16 protein-coding genes are annotated in these 16,252 nt (G+C 67.9%); 8 read left to right on the forward strand and 8 right to left on the reverse strand.

What is annotated here, in order from left to right; translation table 11 throughout:
• Nucleotides 1–3: 3 nt before the first annotated feature.
• Nucleotides 4–183: a 50S ribosomal protein L32 gene (gene rpmF / locus WS66_RS24170; protein WP_006051932.1), complete on the reverse strand. Its 180-nt coding sequence runs from the start codon at nucleotides 181–183 to the stop codon at nucleotides 4–6.
• Between the two features lie 98 nt (nucleotides 184–281).
• Nucleotides 282–917, reverse strand: a complete 636-nt coding sequence (locus WS66_RS24175) for a DUF177 domain-containing protein (protein ID WP_059607032.1) — start codon at nucleotides 915–917, stop codon at nucleotides 282–284.
• 256 nt (nucleotides 918–1,173) lie between these two features.
• Here WS66_RS24175 and WS66_RS24180 point away from each other — a divergent pair, with 256 nt between their 5' ends.
• Nucleotides 1,174–1,803, forward strand: a complete 630-nt coding sequence (locus tag WS66_RS24180) for a Maf-like protein (RefSeq protein WP_059607030.1) — start codon at nucleotides 1,174–1,176, stop codon at nucleotides 1,801–1,803.
• Nucleotides 1,800–2,522 carry an SAM-dependent methyltransferase gene (locus tag WS66_RS24185; RefSeq protein WP_059607028.1) on the forward strand — a complete coding sequence of 241 codons (723 nt, stop codon included), beginning with the start codon at nucleotides 1,800–1,802 and terminating at the stop codon, nucleotides 2,520–2,522. Before WS66_RS24180 ends, WS66_RS24185 begins: the two co-directional genes overlap by 4 nt.
• A gap of 72 nt (nucleotides 2,523–2,594) precedes the next feature.
• On the opposite strand, the gene WS66_RS24190 is transcribed toward WS66_RS24185, so the two are convergent.
• The 4 genes from WS66_RS24190 to WS66_RS24205 are packed head-to-tail and all read right to left on the reverse strand — an operon-like array spanning nucleotide 2,595 to nucleotide 5,676.
• Entirely contained in the window at nucleotides 2,595–3,587 is a 993-nt protein-coding gene (locus WS66_RS24190; protein WP_059607026.1) for a S49 family peptidase, read from the reverse strand.
• A gap of 12 nt (nucleotides 3,588–3,599) precedes the next feature.
• Nucleotides 3,600–4,010 carry a Rieske (2Fe-2S) protein gene (locus WS66_RS24195; RefSeq protein WP_059607024.1) on the reverse strand — a complete coding sequence of 137 codons (411 nt, stop codon included), beginning with the start codon at nucleotides 4,008–4,010 and terminating at the stop codon, nucleotides 3,600–3,602.
• Nucleotides 4,007–4,666 (reverse strand): HAD-IA family hydrolase, encoded by a 660-nt coding sequence (locus WS66_RS24200; protein ID WP_059607022.1) that lies wholly within the window; start codon nucleotides 4,664–4,666, stop codon nucleotides 4,007–4,009. Before WS66_RS24200 ends, WS66_RS24195 begins: the two co-directional genes overlap by 4 nt.
• 5 nt (nucleotides 4,667–4,671) lie before the next feature.
• Nucleotides 4,672–5,676: an RluA family pseudouridine synthase gene (locus tag WS66_RS24205; RefSeq protein WP_059607020.1), complete on the reverse strand. Its 1,005-nt coding sequence runs from the start codon at nucleotides 5,674–5,676 to the stop codon at nucleotides 4,672–4,674.
• A 724-nt stretch (nucleotides 5,677–6,400) separates the two neighbouring features.
• Between WS66_RS24205 and WS66_RS24215 the strand changes: the two genes are divergently transcribed.
• The 6 genes from WS66_RS24215 (at nucleotide 6,401) to WS66_RS24240 (ending at nucleotide 13,620) form a co-directional block, all read left to right on the forward strand.
• Nucleotides 6,401–9,535 (forward strand): Rne/Rng family ribonuclease, encoded by a 3,135-nt coding sequence (locus WS66_RS24215; protein ID WP_059607018.1) that lies wholly within the window; start codon nucleotides 6,401–6,403, stop codon nucleotides 9,533–9,535.
• A gap of 131 nt (nucleotides 9,536–9,666) precedes the next feature.
• Nucleotides 9,667–10,779: a GTP 3',8-cyclase MoaA gene (gene moaA, locus WS66_RS24220; RefSeq protein ID WP_059607017.1), complete on the forward strand. Its 1,113-nt coding sequence runs from the start codon at nucleotides 9,667–9,669 to the stop codon at nucleotides 10,777–10,779.
• 28 nt (nucleotides 10,780–10,807) lie between these two features.
• On the forward strand, nucleotides 10,808–11,425 hold the full coding sequence (gene mobA, locus WS66_RS24225) for a molybdenum cofactor guanylyltransferase MobA (RefSeq protein ID WP_059607015.1): 618 nt from the start codon (nucleotides 10,808–10,810) through the stop codon (nucleotides 11,423–11,425).
• Nucleotides 11,426–11,530: 105 nt separating this feature from the next.
• Complete coding sequence (gene moeA, locus WS66_RS24230; RefSeq protein ID WP_059607013.1) at nucleotides 11,531–12,826, forward strand: molybdopterin molybdotransferase MoeA; 1,296 nt, start codon at nucleotides 11,531–11,533, stop codon at nucleotides 12,824–12,826.
• Nucleotides 12,827–12,862: 36 nt separating this feature from the next.
• Nucleotides 12,863–13,138 carry a hypothetical protein gene (locus tag WS66_RS24235; RefSeq protein ID WP_006476519.1) on the forward strand — a complete coding sequence of 92 codons (276 nt, stop codon included), beginning with the start codon at nucleotides 12,863–12,865 and terminating at the stop codon, nucleotides 13,136–13,138.
• On the forward strand, nucleotides 13,135–13,620 hold the full coding sequence (locus WS66_RS24240) for a GNAT family N-acetyltransferase (protein WP_059607011.1): 486 nt from the start codon (nucleotides 13,135–13,137) through the stop codon (nucleotides 13,618–13,620). Before WS66_RS24235 ends, WS66_RS24240 begins: the two co-directional genes overlap by 4 nt.
• 96 nt (nucleotides 13,621–13,716) lie before the next feature.
• Here WS66_RS24240 and WS66_RS24245 read toward each other — a convergent pair whose 3' ends face one another.
• Nucleotides 13,717–15,204, reverse strand: a complete 1,488-nt coding sequence (locus WS66_RS24245; RefSeq protein WP_059607009.1) for a DNA recombination protein RmuC — start codon at nucleotides 15,202–15,204, stop codon at nucleotides 13,717–13,719.
• Nucleotides 15,201–16,190, reverse strand: a complete 990-nt coding sequence (locus WS66_RS24250; protein ID WP_059607105.1) for a 2-hydroxyacid dehydrogenase — start codon at nucleotides 16,188–16,190, stop codon at nucleotides 15,201–15,203. The genes WS66_RS24245 and WS66_RS24250 overlap by 4 nt, the downstream gene beginning before the upstream one ends.
• Between the last annotated feature and the right edge of the window lie 62 nt (nucleotides 16,191–16,252).

The following is a 16,252-nucleotide window of genomic DNA, read 5'->3' on the forward strand; positions in this document are numbered from 1 at the left end:
CGCTTAGTCGTTCTTCGTCTTGACGACTTTCTTGCCGCGATAGTAGCCGTTCGGGCTGACGTGGTGACGCAGATGCACTTCACCCGTGCTCGGCTCGACTGCCAGCGGCGCTGCCGTCAGGAAATCGTGCGAACGATGCATGCCGCGCTTCGACGGCGACTTCTTGTTTTGCTGGACTGCCATGACTAACTCCTAAATAATTTTCCGGATTCTAACACAGCCCGATCCGGCGCTTAACTACCCTGGCCCAAAGCCCTTACGCCTTCCCGCGCCACAACTGCTTAGTGTTTCTTGCCGCCGTCCCCGTCCTTCTTCAGCGCTTCCAGCGCCGCGAACGGATTCGGCCGTTTGCCTTCGTCCTCGTCTTCGGCGGACTCGTCGTCCGCGTCTTCCGAAGGACCGCTCGCACCCGACACGAGGCTTTCGTGAACTGCCGGGCAAACCTCGTGCTTGGGCACGAGCGGCAACGAAAGCAGCAACTCCTCTTCGATCAAGTCGACGAGATCGAACTGGCGTGAGCCCACGATCACATCGGCTTCATCGTCGTCGAGCGGAAATTCTTCAGCTTCTTCTTCGGTCGCAACGACCCGGTACGTCATGTCGACGTCGAACGTCTGGTCGTACGGGGTCATGCAGCGCTGGCACGTGAGCCACGCATGGCCGTGCACCGCGAGGCGCAGATACGGCTGCTGCCCATCGGCGCCGTCGTCCTGCAACTCTTTCTGGGTGAACCCTTCGGCCTGCCACGTGAAGACCGTGTCGCGATCGGACGCGTCCGCCGGCACTTCGTTCAGCATGCGTGGCAGCTGCGACAGGCGCACGGCACCCGCTGCTTGCCGCCCGCTGCGGGCCAATTCGAACAGGTCGACCGCGTGCGGATCAAGCAACGCCGCAGGTTTGCCAGAAGAAGTGTTCATGTTGCGCTCCTGCCTACAGGCTGACTTGCGGGATCCGGCTTGCTGGCGCCGCATATTTGGCGCCGCACACGTGCGCGATCTACGCCGCGTACGATTACGTAACTTTACGTCCGAAGACCCGGCAGGCGCCACCACAGCGAAAGCCTGCCGATGAAAAGCGGGAAAGCATACCTGTTTTACCTTTTTCGGTCAATCACTTATGCTTGCGCCCTCGCAACACCGCGCCACACCTGACGACTCATCGACCCAACCGACCATGCCGGATACCGTTTGCCGCCCGCCGCGGCTGATTCTCGCCTCCAGTTCCCGCTACCGCCGCGCGCTCCTCGAGCGCCTCGGCATGCCGTTCGACGTCATGTCGCCCGACCTCGACGAAACCCCGCTCGCAGGAGAAACGCCGGCCGCGACCGCACTGCGCCTCGCCGGCGCGAAGGCGCGCGCGGTCGCCGCGACGATCGACGCGCCGGACGGCGTGCTCGTGATCGGGTCGGACCAGGTCGCGACGTTCGACGGCCGCCAGATCGGCAAGCCCGGCACGCACGAGCGCGCGCTCGCGCAGCTCCTGTCGATGCAGGGCCGCGACGTCGAATTCCACAGTGCGCTCAGCCTGTACGACAGCCGCACGGGTGAAACCTGGAGCGAGGACGTCGTCACGCACGTGCGCTTCCGCTCGCTGTCCGAAGCCGAACTCGACGCTTACCTGCGCGCGGAAACGCCGTACGACATCGCCGGCAGCGCGAAGTCAGAAGGGCTCGGCATCGCGCTGCTGGATGCCATCGACTCCAACGACCCCACGGCTCTCGTCGGCCTGCCGCTGATCGCGCTCACGCGGATGCTGCGCGCCGCGGGCTATCCATTGCTCGCTACCCAGGGAGACCGCACATGACGGCCGGCACGCTCTATCTCGTCCCGAACACCCTCGGCGAAGGCGACGCATCGATGCTCGCCGCCGTGCTGCCCGCGGCCGTGCAGGCGCGCGCCGGCACGCTCGGCTACTACATCGGCGAAAACGCGAAAACGACCCGCGCGTTCCTGAAGAAGATCGGCACGACGCGGCCGATCCAGGAGATCGAGATTCGGGAACTGAACGTCAATACGCCGGCCGGCGAGATCGACCGGCTGCTCGCACCGGTACTGGCGGGCGCGGACGCCGGGCTCGTATCCGAGGCCGGCTGCCCCGCCGTTGCCGATCCCGGCGCGCTGCTGGTCCGCCGGGCGCACGAGCGCGGCGTGAAGGTCGTGCCGCTCGTCGGGCCGAGTTCGATCCTGCTAGCGCTGATGGCATCGGGCCTGAACGGCCAGAGTTTCGCGTTCAACGGCTATCTGCCGGTCGATGCGGCCGCGCGCGCGAAACGCCTGCGTGAACTCGAGCAGCTGTCGCGCAAGGCGCGCCAGACGCAGATCTTCATCGAGACGCCGTACCGGAACCATGCGATGCTCGATACGCTCGTCGCGACCTGCGCGCCGTCGACGCAGATCTGCGTCGCGGCCGACTTGACCCTCGAAACCGAGACGATCGCCAGCCGTTCGGTGGCCGACTGGAAAAAGGCGTCGGCGCCGAACCTGCACAAGCGCCCTGCCATCTTCCTGCTGCTCGCGAACTGAGATCGGCACCGGCAACAGCCTCGCGGCACGGGGCGCCCCGCCCCAATCGGCGCGGCGCCGGCCGGCTGGCGCTCAGCGCAGGCTGAACGACGTACCGCCCGCGGTCAGCGCCTTCATCGCTGCACCGCCGACCGCCGCGCCGAACTTGCGCGCAACACGATTCGTCAGGCTTTCCTTCACCGTGTAGTCGACGAGATCCGGCGCCTTCAGCACGTCGCGCGCGACCGTGTCGGTCGTGCCGTAGCCGTCGGCGAGCCCGAGTTCGACGCTCTTCTCGCCGGTCCAGAACAGGCCCGAGAACATGTCGGGCGTTTCGTGCAGCCGCTTGCCGCGGCCATCCTTCACGGCCTTGATGAACTGCGCATGGACCTGGTCGAGCAGCGCCTGCGCATGGGCATCCATCTTCGGCGTGTCGGGCGAGAACGGGTCATAGAAGCCCTTGTTTTCACCCGCCGTGTGCAGGCGGCGATCGACGCCCAGCTTGCTCATCAGGCCCGTGAAGCCGAACCCGTCCATCAGCACGCCGATCGAGCCGACGATACTCGCCTTGTCGACGAAGATCTTGTCGGCGGCGGACGCAATGTAATAGCCGCCCGATGCGCACATGTCGGTCACGACGACGTACAACGGCTTGTCCGGATACTTCGTGCGGAGCCGGCGGATCTCGTCATAGACCATCCCTGCCTGCACCGGGCTGCCGCCCGGGCTGTTGATCCGCAGCACGACGCCGGCCGTGCCGCTGTCGTCGAAAGCGGCATCCAGCGCCGTATTGATGTCGTCGGCATTCGCGTTGGTGCCCGCCGCGATCTCGCCGTCGATCGTCACGAGCGCCGTGTGGCGCCCGCTCGACGAGAACTTCGAGTCGCTCGAGAAATCGATCAGCGCGAACGCGAGCAGCACGAATACGCCGAGAAACGCAAAGCGGAAGAAGATCTTCCAGCGCCGCGCCGCGCGCTGTTCCTTGACGGCCGCGAGCGCGATCCGCTCGAGCGCCGCACGCTCCCAGTTCGGTTCGCGGCTGTCGGGACGGGAGGAGGAATCAGGGATGTTCGGTTGGTCGGCCATGCAGTAATGTCTTCAGTCGGTCGTGGCGGAAGGGGGCGGAGCGGCAGGTCCCAGGTCGGCATCCGGCACCCAGAATACCGCACGCCCGTCCGGCGTGTCGCGCTCGTCGACTTCGACCGGCCGCAGGCGGCCGCCGCGACATGGGCCGCCGACACACTTGCCGGTATCCGGCGCATAGATCGCGCCGTGCGTCGCACACATCAGGTACAGGCCCGACGACTCGAAGAACTGCCCTTCGGCCCAGTCGAGTTCCATCGGCACGTGCGCGCAGCGGTTCAGGTAGCCGTACGCACGACCTTCGTAGCGCACGAAGAACACGACCGCCTGCTCGCCGCGCAGCGATGCGTCGACGCGCACGCCGGCACCGCCGTCGGCCAGCGCGTCCGATGCGCATACGCGCACGACTTCCGGCGCCGTACTCATGCGTGCTCCCGCAGCCACGCCGCCAGCGCGCCGACGTCCGGCGCGACGAAGCGCGGCGTCAGCGCGGCCAGCGCATCGGCCGTGTGCGCACCGTACGAAACACCGATGCCGGCGGCCCCGGCACTGGCGGCCATCTGCAGGTCGTGCGTGGTGTCGCCGATCATCACGGTACGCGCAAGATCCTGCCCCAATTCACGCGACAGTTCGTGCAGCATCGCCGGGTGCGGCTTCGAGAACGTTTCGTCCGCGCAGCGCGTCGCATCGAACAGGCTCGTCAGCTTTGACTGGTCGAGCACGCGGTTCAGCCCGACGCGGCCCTTGCCGGTCGCGACCGCGAGCAGGTAACCCATGTCGCGCAATTCCGCGAGCAGTTCGCGCACGCCGGCGAACAGCTCGATGCGCTGATCGTCCAGCAAGTAGTGATGGCGATAACGTTCGGCCAGCCGCGGATAGTCGGACGGATCGAGGGTCGGCGCAGTAATCTGAAGCGCATCGCGCAGGCCGAGGCCGATCACATAGCGGGACGCCTCGTCCGACGGCGTGGGCAGGCCGAGATCGCGGCACGCGGCCTGGATGCTGTGCGCGATGTGCGCAGTCGAATCCATCAGCGTGCCGTCCCAGTCGAAGACGATCAGGTCAAATTGCTGTCGGGCCATGCGAGTCAGGCGGTATCGCGCAGAGCGCTGAGTTGATCGAGGAAGCGCCGGCATTCGTCCGGCAGCGGCGCGTCGAACTGCAGCGCCTCGCCGGTCAGCGGATGCGTGAGCTTCAGCCGGTGCGCGTGCAGGAACATCCGCTTGAGCGACGGCTGCGCATTCGCGCGCGCCAGCGCCTTGTTCAGTGCGAAGTCGCCATACTTGGCGTCGCCGGCGATCGGCAGGCCGAGATGCGCGAGGTGCACACGAATCTGATGGGTCCGACCCGTTTTGAGTTCCGCTTCGACCAGCGCATAGTCCGGCCAGCGCTCGATCAGGTTGAACACCGTGTGCGACGGCAGGCCGTCGTCCTGCACGCGCACCCGTCGCTCCCCTTCCGGGGTCGAATACTTGAACAGCGGCGCCTTCACCGCACGGCGGCGGCCCCAGTCGGCCTGCCATTCTCCATGTCCGCACGCGAAGTAACGCTTGTCCATCCGGTTCTCGCGAATCTGCTCGTGCAGGCCGACGAGCGCCGAGCGCTTCTTCGCGAGCATCAGGATCCCGGACGTCTCGCGGTCGAGCCGATGCACGAGTTCGAGGAACTTCGCGCGCGGACGCGCCTGACGCATCTGCTCGATCACGCCGAACGCAACGCCGCTGCCGCCGTGCACGGCGACGCCGGCCGGCTTGTTGATGACGAGCATGGCGTCATCTTCGTACAGCACCTCGAATTGCGCGGGCGGCACGATCGGCGTGTCGGCGCGCGCGAGGTCCGCCGCCGCCACGCGCACGGGCGGTACGCGCACGATGTCGCCGAGGGCGAGCCGGTACTGCGCATCGATCCGGCCCTTGTTCACGCGCACCTCGCCGCTGCGCAGGATCCGGTAAATATGGCTTTTCGGCACGCCTTTACAGACGCGCAACAGGAAGTTGTCGATCCGCTGACCGGCCGAGTTTTCGTCGATCTCGATCATCGATACCTGGCCGCTTGCGACTGAATTCTGGGATATTTTGCCTAACTCATTCATACTGAATATAATTTTGCCCAGCCTGACGTTGAGGGTGGCCTGACCGGCCGGCCCCGACCGAGTCGGGCAAGGTGCAAGCGGAAACCATTATTTTACTTGCGCCGGGGGTCCGCTGCTCGCCCCTAATCAAAGAGATGCAGCAAGTTGCACGCACGGCGCCGCCCGTCGGCAAGGATCGCGCCCACAGGCGGATTCGGTCGGCAAGGCGCCGCGGTAACGGAAAGTTGGTTGAAAAGAATTTGATCGGCAGCCCGACGGCGCGAAGTGCGTCCGCAGGCTGCCGGTTGCGAAAATTACGGCGTTGCGCCCGATTTGGCCCCGCGAAGCGTGCGGGGCTTGGCGACGTCAAACCAGGGAAGTACACCCCAAGCGGGAAAGTCGGGCTGGATTCGATACTCCCCGCTGCGGCCCAAGCCGCAGCATCTGCCGCCCGTCGGCGCGCGCGACGCATTGCGCGCGCCCGTGGCAATGCGCGGACTCAGGCTTAGCGCGCTTTTTTGCAGCGTGCGGTGTGTGAACGCCGTGCTTTGAAGCCGTATTCGCAGGTGCCCTACGGCCGCCGGCCCCGTCTTTCGGGCCCAAGCGCCTCTTCAGGCAATTCTCCCCGCCATCGTTCCCGCTCCAGCGTGCTTGTGACAACACAACAAGGTGCGGCCTGCCGTCGTTCCCGCCCTCGCGACTGACAACCGCGAGGCGCCGGCTGCGGAGCCGCCTGGAGTCGTACATGAAACGCATGCTGTTCAATGCGACGCAGCAGGAGGAGCTGCGCGTCGCCATCGTTGATGGGCAAAAGCTCATCGACATCGACATCGAGACAGCCGGGCGCGAACAGCGCAAAGGCAATATCTACAAAGGTGTCGTCACCCGCATCGAGCCGTCGCTCGAAGCGTGCTTCGTCAACTACGGCGAAGATCGCCACGGCTTCCTGCCGTTCAAGGAAGTCGCCCGCCAGTACTTCAAGGAAGGCATCGACATGCGCTCCGCGCGCATCCAGGATGCCCTGCGCGAAGGCCAGGAGCTGATCGTCCAGGTCGAGAAGGAAGAGCGCGGCAACAAGGGCGCCGCCCTCACGACCTTCATCTCGCTCGCCGGCCGCTACCTGGTGCTGATGCCGAACAATCCGCGCGGCGGCGGTGTATCGCGCCGGATCGAGGGCGACGAGCGCCAGGAACTGCGCGAAACGATGTCGCAACTGCAGATTCCGGACGGCATGAGCATGATCGCCCGTACCGCGGGCATCGGCCGCAGCGCCGAGGAACTGCAGTGGGACCTGAACTACCTGCTGCAACTGTGGCGCGCGATCGAAGCGGCGTCGCAAAGCGGCAACTCCGGCCAGCCGATGCTGATCTACCTGGAATCGAGCCTCGTGATCCGCGCGATCCGGGACTATTTCCAGCCCGATATCGGCGAAATCCTGATCGACACGACCGAGATCTACGATCAGGCCCGTGCGTTCATGGACATCGTGATGCCGGACAACGTGTCGAAGGTGAAGCGCTACCACGACGACGTGCCGCTGTTCTCCCGCTTCCAGATCGAGCACCAGATCGAAACGGCCTACTCGCGCACGGTGCCGCTGCCGTCGGGCGGCGCGATCGTGATCGACCACACCGAAGCGCTCGTCGCGATCGACGTGAACTCGGCGCGCGCGACCAAGGGTGCGGACATCGAGGAAACGGCGACCCGCACGAACCTCGAAGCGGCCGACGAAGTGGCCCGCCAGCTCCGCCTGCGCGACCTCGGCGGCCTGATCGTGATCGACTTCATCGACATGGAGTCGGCGAAGAGCCAGCGCGAGGTCGAGCAGCGCCTGAAAGACGCGCTCAAGCATGACCGTGCACGCGTGCAGATGGGCAAGATCTCCCGCTTCGGCCTGATGGAACTGTCGCGCCAGCGCCTGCGTCCGGCCCTGTCGGAAGGCAGCCACGTGACGTGCCCGCGCTGTAACGGCACCGGCCACATCCGCGATACCGAATCGTCCGCGCTGCAGGTCCTGCGGATCATTCAGGAAGAAGCGATGAAGGAAAACACCGCGGCGATCCACTGCCAGGTGCCGGTCGAGGTGACCGCCTTCCTGCTCAACGAAAAGCGTCAGGAAATCAACAAGATCGAGTCGCGCTTCAAGGTCGGCATCGTGCTGATCCCGAACAAGCACCTCGATACGCCGCACTACAAGCTCGAGCGCCTGCGCCATGACGACGCGCGGCTCGACGATCCGCGTGCGTCCTGGAAGATGGCAGAGGAAGCCGCCCGCGAACTGGAGTCGGAAACCGGCTACAGCAAGCGTGCGGCCGACGTGAAGCCGAAGCAGGAAGCGGCGGTCAAGGGCATCACGCCGGAGCGTCCGGCGCCGAGCCCGGCACCGCAGCGCCCGGTCGAGCCGGCCGTTGCGGCGCCCGCACCGGTCGCCGCGGCGAGCGGCGGTTTCATCGGCTGGCTGAAGGGTCTGTTCGGCATGTCGCCGGCTCCGGCGCCCGCGCCGGTCGCACCGGCACCGGCCAAGGAACAGGCAACCCGTCCGGCCCGCGAGCGGACCGAGAAGACCGAGCAGCGCGGCGGCGATCGCAACCGCAACCGCCGTGGCGGCGCCCAGCAGGCTCAGGGTGGCCGCGACCAGGCAGCGGCAGGCCGTGGCCAGTCGCAACGCCTGGAACGCGAAGGCAAGGAAGGTCGCGAGCCGCGCGAGGGTCGCGAGCCGCGTGAAGGCCGCGAACCGCGCGAAAGCCGCGAGCCGCGTGAAGGCCGCGAGCCGCGCGAAAGCCGTGAGGGTCGAGAAAGTCGCGAGGGCCGTGGCCCGCGCGAAGGCCGCGAGCCGCGTGAGAGCCGTGAGCCGCGTGAACCGCGCGAGAACCGCGAACCGCGCGAGCGCAACGAGCAGCCGGAAGCCGTCGAGGCAGCCGGCCGCGGCGAGCGTCGCGAGCGCGGAGAGCGCCGCAAGCCGACGCAACACGCGGCGACGCTCGAAACCGTCACCCGTGGCGAAAACCATCCGGACGCGGATGCCGACCAGGCCGCAGCCGTCGCCCTGCCGGGCGCCGATGTCGCAGCCGACGCGGAAGCCGTCGCACGTGACGGCGAGGAACGTCGCCGCCGCCGCCGCGGTCGCCGTGGCGGTCGTCGCGAGCGCGAGGACGAAGGCGCAATCGTCGACCATGCCGAGCAAGGCGCGGACGGCGAAGTCGCCATGCAGCCCGTGACGACGGAACCCTCGAGCGCGGACGAGCCGGCTCATACGGCCGCACCGGTCGCACCGGTCGTAGCCGAGCCGCAACCGGCACCGGTTCGCGTCGAAGCAACGCCGGTCGCACCGCTCGAGCCCGCCGTCGTCGCACCGGCAGCCGAATCGGCACCGGTCGCGCCGGCCGCTGCTCCGGAAGCCGGCCCGGCTCCGGTCGCGGTTTCGCCGACCGATGCGTTCGAAGTGCCGGCCACGCCGGCTGTCGTCGAAGCGCCGCAGTCCGCGCCCGTCGAGCAGGCCGCACCGGCACCGGTCATCGCAACTGAAGCGGTTTCGGCCGTTGTCGAACCGGCCCGCCTCGAACCCGCTCGCGTCGAACCGGCCCGCGTCGAAACTGCACCGGTCGAAGCCGTTGCCGCGCCGGCTCCGGCGCCCGTGCAACCGGCCGCTGCGCCGGCTCCGGCACCCGTGCGACCGGCCGCTGCGCCAGCTTCGGCGAGCCTCGATGCCGTGCTGGAACAAGCCGGTCTCGTGTGGGTGAACACCGACGCCGACAAGTTCCGCGCTGCTCAGGAAGCCGCGTCGCGCCTGCCGCGCGCGGTCCGCGTTCCGCGCGAGCGCAAGGCGCTGCCGCCGGTCGACCCGACCCCGATGCAGCAGGTCGAAACGTCGCAACATTAAGCGGCGCATCGCCCGACCAGGAAAAGCCCGCCCCCGGCGGGCTTTTCCATTTCCGCGCCGAGGGTTTCCGCCCACCGGCCCGGCCAGCCGCTTGCGGCTAGAATAGAAGCTTGGCTCGCACTTCTTTCGACATGTCCCGACGCATCATTCCTCTCGCAGACGTCAGCGGGATGCCGGATATCTCCGGCGTCGCGCATACCCCTGACGGCGCCTTGGCCGACACGTTCGCCAGGCCGCTGCGCGACCTGCGCATCTCGGTGACGGACCGTTGCAACTTCCGTTGCGTGTACTGCATGCCGCGCGACGTGTTCGACAAGAACTACCCGTTCCTGCCGCACAGCGCGCTGCTCACGCACGAGGAGATCGAGCGCGTGGCGCGGCTGTTCGTCGCACACGGCGTCGAAAAGATCCGGATCACCGGCGGCGAACCACTGCTGCGCAAGAACCTCGAATTCCTGATCGAGCGCCTCGCGCGCCTGACGACCCATGACGGCCGCCCGCTCGACCTGACGCTGACCACCAATGGCTCGCTGCTCGCGCGCAAGGCGCGCGCGCTGAAGGATGCCGGCCTCACGCGCGTGACGGTCAGCCTCGACGCGCTCGACGATACGTTGTTCAAGCGCATGAACGACGCCGACTTCGCGAGCGCCGACGTGCTCGACGGCATCTTCGCCGCGCAGGCCGCGGGCCTCGCGCCGGTCAAGGTCAACATGGTCGTGAAGCGCGGCACCAACGACAGCGAGATCCTGCCGATGGCCGAGCGCTTCCGCGGCACCGGCGTGATCCTGCGTTTCATCGAATACATGGACGTCGGCACGTCGAACGGCTGGAACATGACCGAAGTGCTGCCGTCCGCGGACGTCGTCGCACGGATCGCCGAAGAGTTCCCGCTCGTGCCGCTCGAGCCGCACACGGCGGCGGAAACCGCGCAGCGCTGGGGTTATGCGGACGGCAGCGGTGAAATCGGCGTGATCTCGAGCGTCACACAGGCATTTTGCGGCGACTGCACGCGCGCGCGGTTGTCGACCGAAGGCAAGCTGTACCTGTGCCTGTTCGCGTCGACTGGCCATGACCTGCGTGCCCTGGTGCGCGGTGGCGCCAGCGACGCCGAGATCGCGACCGCGATCGCCCGGATCTGGCAGGCCCGCACCGACCGCTATTCGCAGCTGCGCGGCAGCGCGGCCGCCGACGCGGCACCCCACGGTGCCGGCAAGCGCGTAGAAATGTCGTACATCGGCGGCTGACGCGCGCCCGCCGCCCCGATTTCCCGCGATGTCCGCTTCCACCTCGCCTTCCGTCACCGGCCTGCTGCTCGCGGGCGGGCGCGCGACGCGCATGGATGGCGCCGACAAGGGCCTGCAACTGCTCGACGGCACGCCGCTTGCGCTGCACGTGTTGCGCCGGCTCTCGCCGCAGGTCGACGAGACGCTGATCAGCGCAAATCGCAACGCCGATCGCTACGCCGAGCTCGGCGCGCCGTTCGACGCGCGCATCGTGCCGGACGAAACACCCGATTTCCCCGGCCCGCTGGCAGGTCTGCTGGCCGGCATGCGGGCGGCGCGCGCACCGCTCGTCGCGTGCTCGCCGTGCGACACACCCTATCTGCCGACCGACCTCGTCGCACGACTGCACGCGGCGCTCGATGCGCAGCAAGCCGATATCGCGATGGCGGTGACCGTCGACGCGCAACAGGCACGTTCGCCGCAGCCGACCTTCGCGCTGCTGCGAACGTCGCTCGCCGACGATCTCGCGGCCGGACTCGCGGCCGGCGAGCGCAAGGTGCGTGCGTGGTACGCACGCCACAAGACGGTCGAAGTCGAGTTTTGCGACGAGCGTGCGTTTTACAATGCCAACTCCTGGCAGGAACTTGCCGCGCTTGCCCGCCGCTGACGGCACCGGCATCCGTTCCCGCCCGCCGCATGCGCCTTCGCGCTCCGGCGCCCTCCGCGCGCCACCGGCCACGAACCCGATACGCCTTGCGGCGCAGTCACACTGATGATCACGCAATCCTCGCCCGCCTCCCGAACCGCACCCGATTCCGCTGCCCCGTTGTCGCTCGCCGATGCGCAGGCGCTCGCGTGCCGGTTCGCGGTGCCGGTCGACGCGTGCGACACGGTGCCGCTGCATGACGCCCTCGACCGCGTGCTCGCGGCCGACGTCAATGCGCCGTTCGACGTTCCCGCGTACGACAACTCGGCAATGGACGGCTATGCATTCGACTGCGGCACACACACGCCTGCATCGGCCCCCGACATCGCATTGACGGTCGCCGGCACGGCGTTCGCCGGCCATCCGTTCGATGGAGCCGTGGCGCCCGGTACGTGCATCCGCATCATGACCGGCGCGCCGATGCCGGCCGGATGCGACACGATCATTCCGCAGGAACGCGTGCGCGTCGACGGCGACGTCATCCGCTTCGCCGCGCACGACGTCACGCGCGGAGCAAACTGCCGCCGGGCCGGCGAGGACCTCGCGCGCGGCGCCTGCGCGCTTGCCGCTGGCCGCATCCTGCGCCCGTCCGATCTCGGCCTGCTCGCATCGTTCGGGTTGCGCGAAGTCACGGTGCGCCGCCGCGTGCGCGTCGCCGTGTTCTCGACCGGTGACGAACTGCGCGAACCCGGCGAGCCGCTCGGCCGCGGCACGCTGTACGACAGCAATCGCGGGATGCTGGTCGCGATGCTCGAAAGGCTGCACATCGACGCGCTCGACCTCGGGATCGTCCGCGACGATCCGGCGGCCCTCGAGCGCGCGCTGCGCGATGCCGCCGCCGCACAGGCGGACGCGGTGATCACGTCAGGCGGCGTGTCGGTCGGCGAAGCCGATTTCACGCGCGACGTGATGGCGCGGCTTGGCGACGTGACCTTCGCTAGCCTCGCGCTGCGGCCCGGCCGGCCGCTCGCGTGCGGCACGCTCGCACCTGTGGGCGACGGCGCCGGCCACGTGCTGTTCTTCGGGCTGCCCGGCAATCCCGTCGCCTCCGCCGTGACGTTCTATGCGATCGTGCGCCCCGCGCTGCTGACGCTGGCCGGCGCGCATGCGCCACCGCCGGCGCTGTATATGGCACGCAGCACGCAGGCGCTGAAAAAGCGCCCGGGCCGTACCGAATATCTGCGCGCCATCGCGACGCGCGACGCCGACGGCCAGTGGCTTGTCGAGCCGGCCGGTTCGCAAAGTTCCGCATCGCTGAGCGGCCTCGCGGCCGCCAACTGTTTCATCGTCCTGGGCCACGATTGCGCAGCAGTCGACGCGGGCGCCCCGGTCGACATCCTGCCGCTCGACGGCTTGATCTGAATTCCAATCGGTATATCTCTACGGGGCAATCCGCACATGAAGAAACAAATCTCGTCGATCGCCGCGGGGCAGACCGCGAAGGCGCTGATTCTCGTCTACCTGACGTTCAGCGTGCCGATCGTGCTGCTCGGCATCCTGGTCGCGTACATCCGCTACGGGATGGTCGAACTGAGCACGATCCTGAGCGCGCTGCTGCTGAACGCGATCCTCGGTTTCGTGCTGCTGTGGATCGCCTGCCACGCGTACAACTGGGTCGCGTCGCGCTTCGGCGGCATCGAGATCGTGCTGTCCGATCCGCCGGAGGAAGCGTGAGCGGCACGCCGCTGATCCGCACGGCGGAAACGCGTGACGTCGGCGCGATCCTCGCGCTGATGCGCGAGCTGGCCGAGTTCGAGAAGCTCACGCACTTGTTCGTCGCGAGCGACGCCGATCTGGCCGACGCGCTGTTCGGCGAGCGCCCCGCCGCCGAAGCGCTGGTGGCCGAGCGCGACGGCGCGATCGTCGCGTATGCGCTGTTCTTTCACAACTATTCGACGTTCCTCGGCCGTCGCGGCCTCTATCTCGAGGATCTGTACGTGCAGCCGTCGCAGCGCGGCACGGGCCTCGGCACCGCGATGCTGCAGCACCTCGCAGCACTCGCAGTCGAGCGCCGCTGTGCTCGTTTCGAATGGTCGGTGCTCGACTGGAACCAGCCGGCGATCGACTTCTACCAGAAGATGGGCGCGACCGTGCTGCCCGAGTGGCGCATCGTGCGCGTCACCGGGGATGCACTGAACACGCTCGCCGCACGTTGAACGCGGGCCGGCCACGCCGGTCGATGCTGCAAAAGAAAACGGGCGCCGCGGCGCCCGTTTTTCGTTCCAGCCGGCTTCGGCTGTACGCGTGATGCGTCATGCATCGTCCGCATCGGCTCCATCGGCTCCATCGGCGCCTTCCGTGCCGAGCAGCCCGGCGGCCGTCTCGCCTGGCAACGCCTCGACCTGCTTCAGCTTGCGGTTCATCACGCGGGTGCGCTGCTCGGCGGACTCGATCGAGCGCGTGACCGTTTCAAGCTGCGCCTTCGTGCGCGCGAGCACATCGCCGAACTTGCCGAATTCGGTCTTCACTGCACCGAGCACCTGCCACACTTCGCTCGAGCGCTGCTCGATCGCGAGCGTGCGGAAGCCCATCTGCAGACTGTTCAGCAGCGCAGTCAACGTCGTCGGCCCGGCCACCGTCACGCGATAGTCGCGCTGCAGCAGGTCGGTCAGCCCAGGGCGGCGCAGGATCTCCGCATAGAGCCCCTCGGTCGGCAGGAACAGCAGCGCGAAATCGGTCGTATGCGGCGGTGCGACGTACTTCTCGGCGATCGTGCGCGCTTCCAACCGCACGCGCGCCTCGAGCGCACGGGCCGCGTCCTCGACCGCCACCGAATCGGCACGCTCCTGCGCGTCGATCAGCCGCTCGTAGTCCTCGCGCGGGAATTTCGCGTCGATCGGCAGCCACACCGGCGGCGCGTCGCGCGTGCCGGCGTCGCGCCCCGGCAGCCGGATCGCGAACTCGACGCGTTCGCTGCTCTTCGGCACCGTCGCGACGTTCTTCGCGTACTGGTCGGGCGTGAGCATCTGCTCGAGCAAGGCCTCGAGCTGTACCTCGCCCCAGGTGCCGCGCGTCTTCACGTTGGTCAGCACCTTCTTCAGATCCCCAACGCCGGCCGCGAGGGTCTGCATCTCGCCGAGCCCGCGGTGTACCTGCTCGAGCCGGTCCGACACGAGCTTGAACGATTCGCCGAGCCGCTGTTCGAGCGTCGCATGCAGCTTCTCGTCGACGGTGCGGCGCATCTCCTCGAGCTTCGCCGCATTGTTCGTCTCGATTTCCTTCAGCCGCTGTTCGAGCGTCGCACGCACTTCGCCGATCCGGCGATCGTTGGCCTCGGTCAGTTGCGTGAGCTGCCGGTTCAGCGTGTCACCGAACAGCCGCAGCGCGACCGTCTGCTCTTCACGCGCCTGCTGCGCCTGGCGCTGCACGCTCTCGCGCATCGCGTCGAACTGCTGCGCGTTGCCCGCGACGAGCTTGCCCAGCTGTTGCGCGAAGCCCTCGATCTGATTGTTCTGCACGGTCGCGATGCTCGTGAGCTGCGTCGCGAGCGTCTGCTGGAGTTGCGAGAAACTGCCCGCAAGCTCGGTGCGCGAGCCTCGTGCGTTCTCGACGATCTCGCCACGCAGCTCGCGCTCGAGCCGTTCGACCGCGAGCGCCTGCGCGTGCGCGGCGTCCTCGATCTGGTCGCCCAGCACGGCCGCATCGTCGTGGCGGCCGCCGCCGCGCACGATCGCGACGATCGCCACCGCGAGCGCGACGGCCAGCACGACGACCGCCGCCAGCAACAACATCGTCGTCATGCGCGCGGCTTCCCGATTACGTCAGGGTTGATCGGGTTCGGCGGCTGCCCCGCGCGCGGCCCTTCGCCCAGCGCGGCGATCAGGTTGTCGGCCGCGAGGTTCGCCATCGCACGGCGCGTCTTCTCGGTCGCGCTCGCGATGTGCGGCGTCAGCACGACGTTCGGTACCTCGAGCAGCGCTGGATGGACGCTCGGTTCGCCTTCATAGACGTCGAGGCCGGCCGCGGCGATCGTCCCGGCGCGCAGCGCGACGGCCAGCGCTGCGTCGTCGACGATGCCGCCGCGCGCGATGTTGGTCAGCGTCGCGGTGGGCTTCATCTTCGCGAGCTCAGCCGCGCCGATCGTGTGATGGTTCTCCTTCGTGTACGGCAGCACGAGAACGACGTGATCGGCGCGCGCCAGCAACGCATCCTTCGATACGTATTCGGCGTTCAGCTCGGCCTCGATCTCGGGCGCAACCCGCGACCGGTTGTGATAGATCACCTGCATCCCGAAGCCGCGCGCGCGCCGTGCGAGTGCCTGACCGATGCGCCCCATCCCGATGACGCCGAGTGTCGAGCCGTAAATGTCGCTGCCGAGGAAACCGTCGTACGCCCACTTCTTCCAGTGTCCGGCGCGCAACCAGTGCTCGGATTCGGCGATCCGCCGCGCGGCGGCCATCATCAGCGCCCAGCCGAAATCCGCGGTGGATTCGTTCAGCACGTCGGGCGTATTGGTGCCGAGCACGTTCGCAGCGTTGAACGCGGCCATGTCGAAATTGTTGTAGCCGACCGCCATGTTCGACACGACGCGCAGGCGCGGCGCTGCCGCGAGCGCGGCCGCGCCGACCGGGTCGCCCGCCGTCAGCGCGCCGTCCTTGTCCGCGAGGCGCGCGGCGAGCGCGTCGGGGGCGAGCGCATCGCCATTGTTCCAGTCGACTTCGAAATACTGCTCGAGCCGTTCGATCACGTCCGGAAAGATCGGACGTGCGACCAGGATCTTCTGCATCGCCATCTCCGCATGCCGCGGCCGGCACGCGGCACATCGTGCGCCGCCGGAGCCGTCCGCGC

The sequence above is a fragment of the Burkholderia sp. LA-2-3-30-S1-D2 genome, from assembly GCF_001523915.2.
GTDB classification, from domain to species: Bacteria; Pseudomonadota; Gammaproteobacteria; order Burkholderiales; family Burkholderiaceae; genus Burkholderia; species Burkholderia diffusa.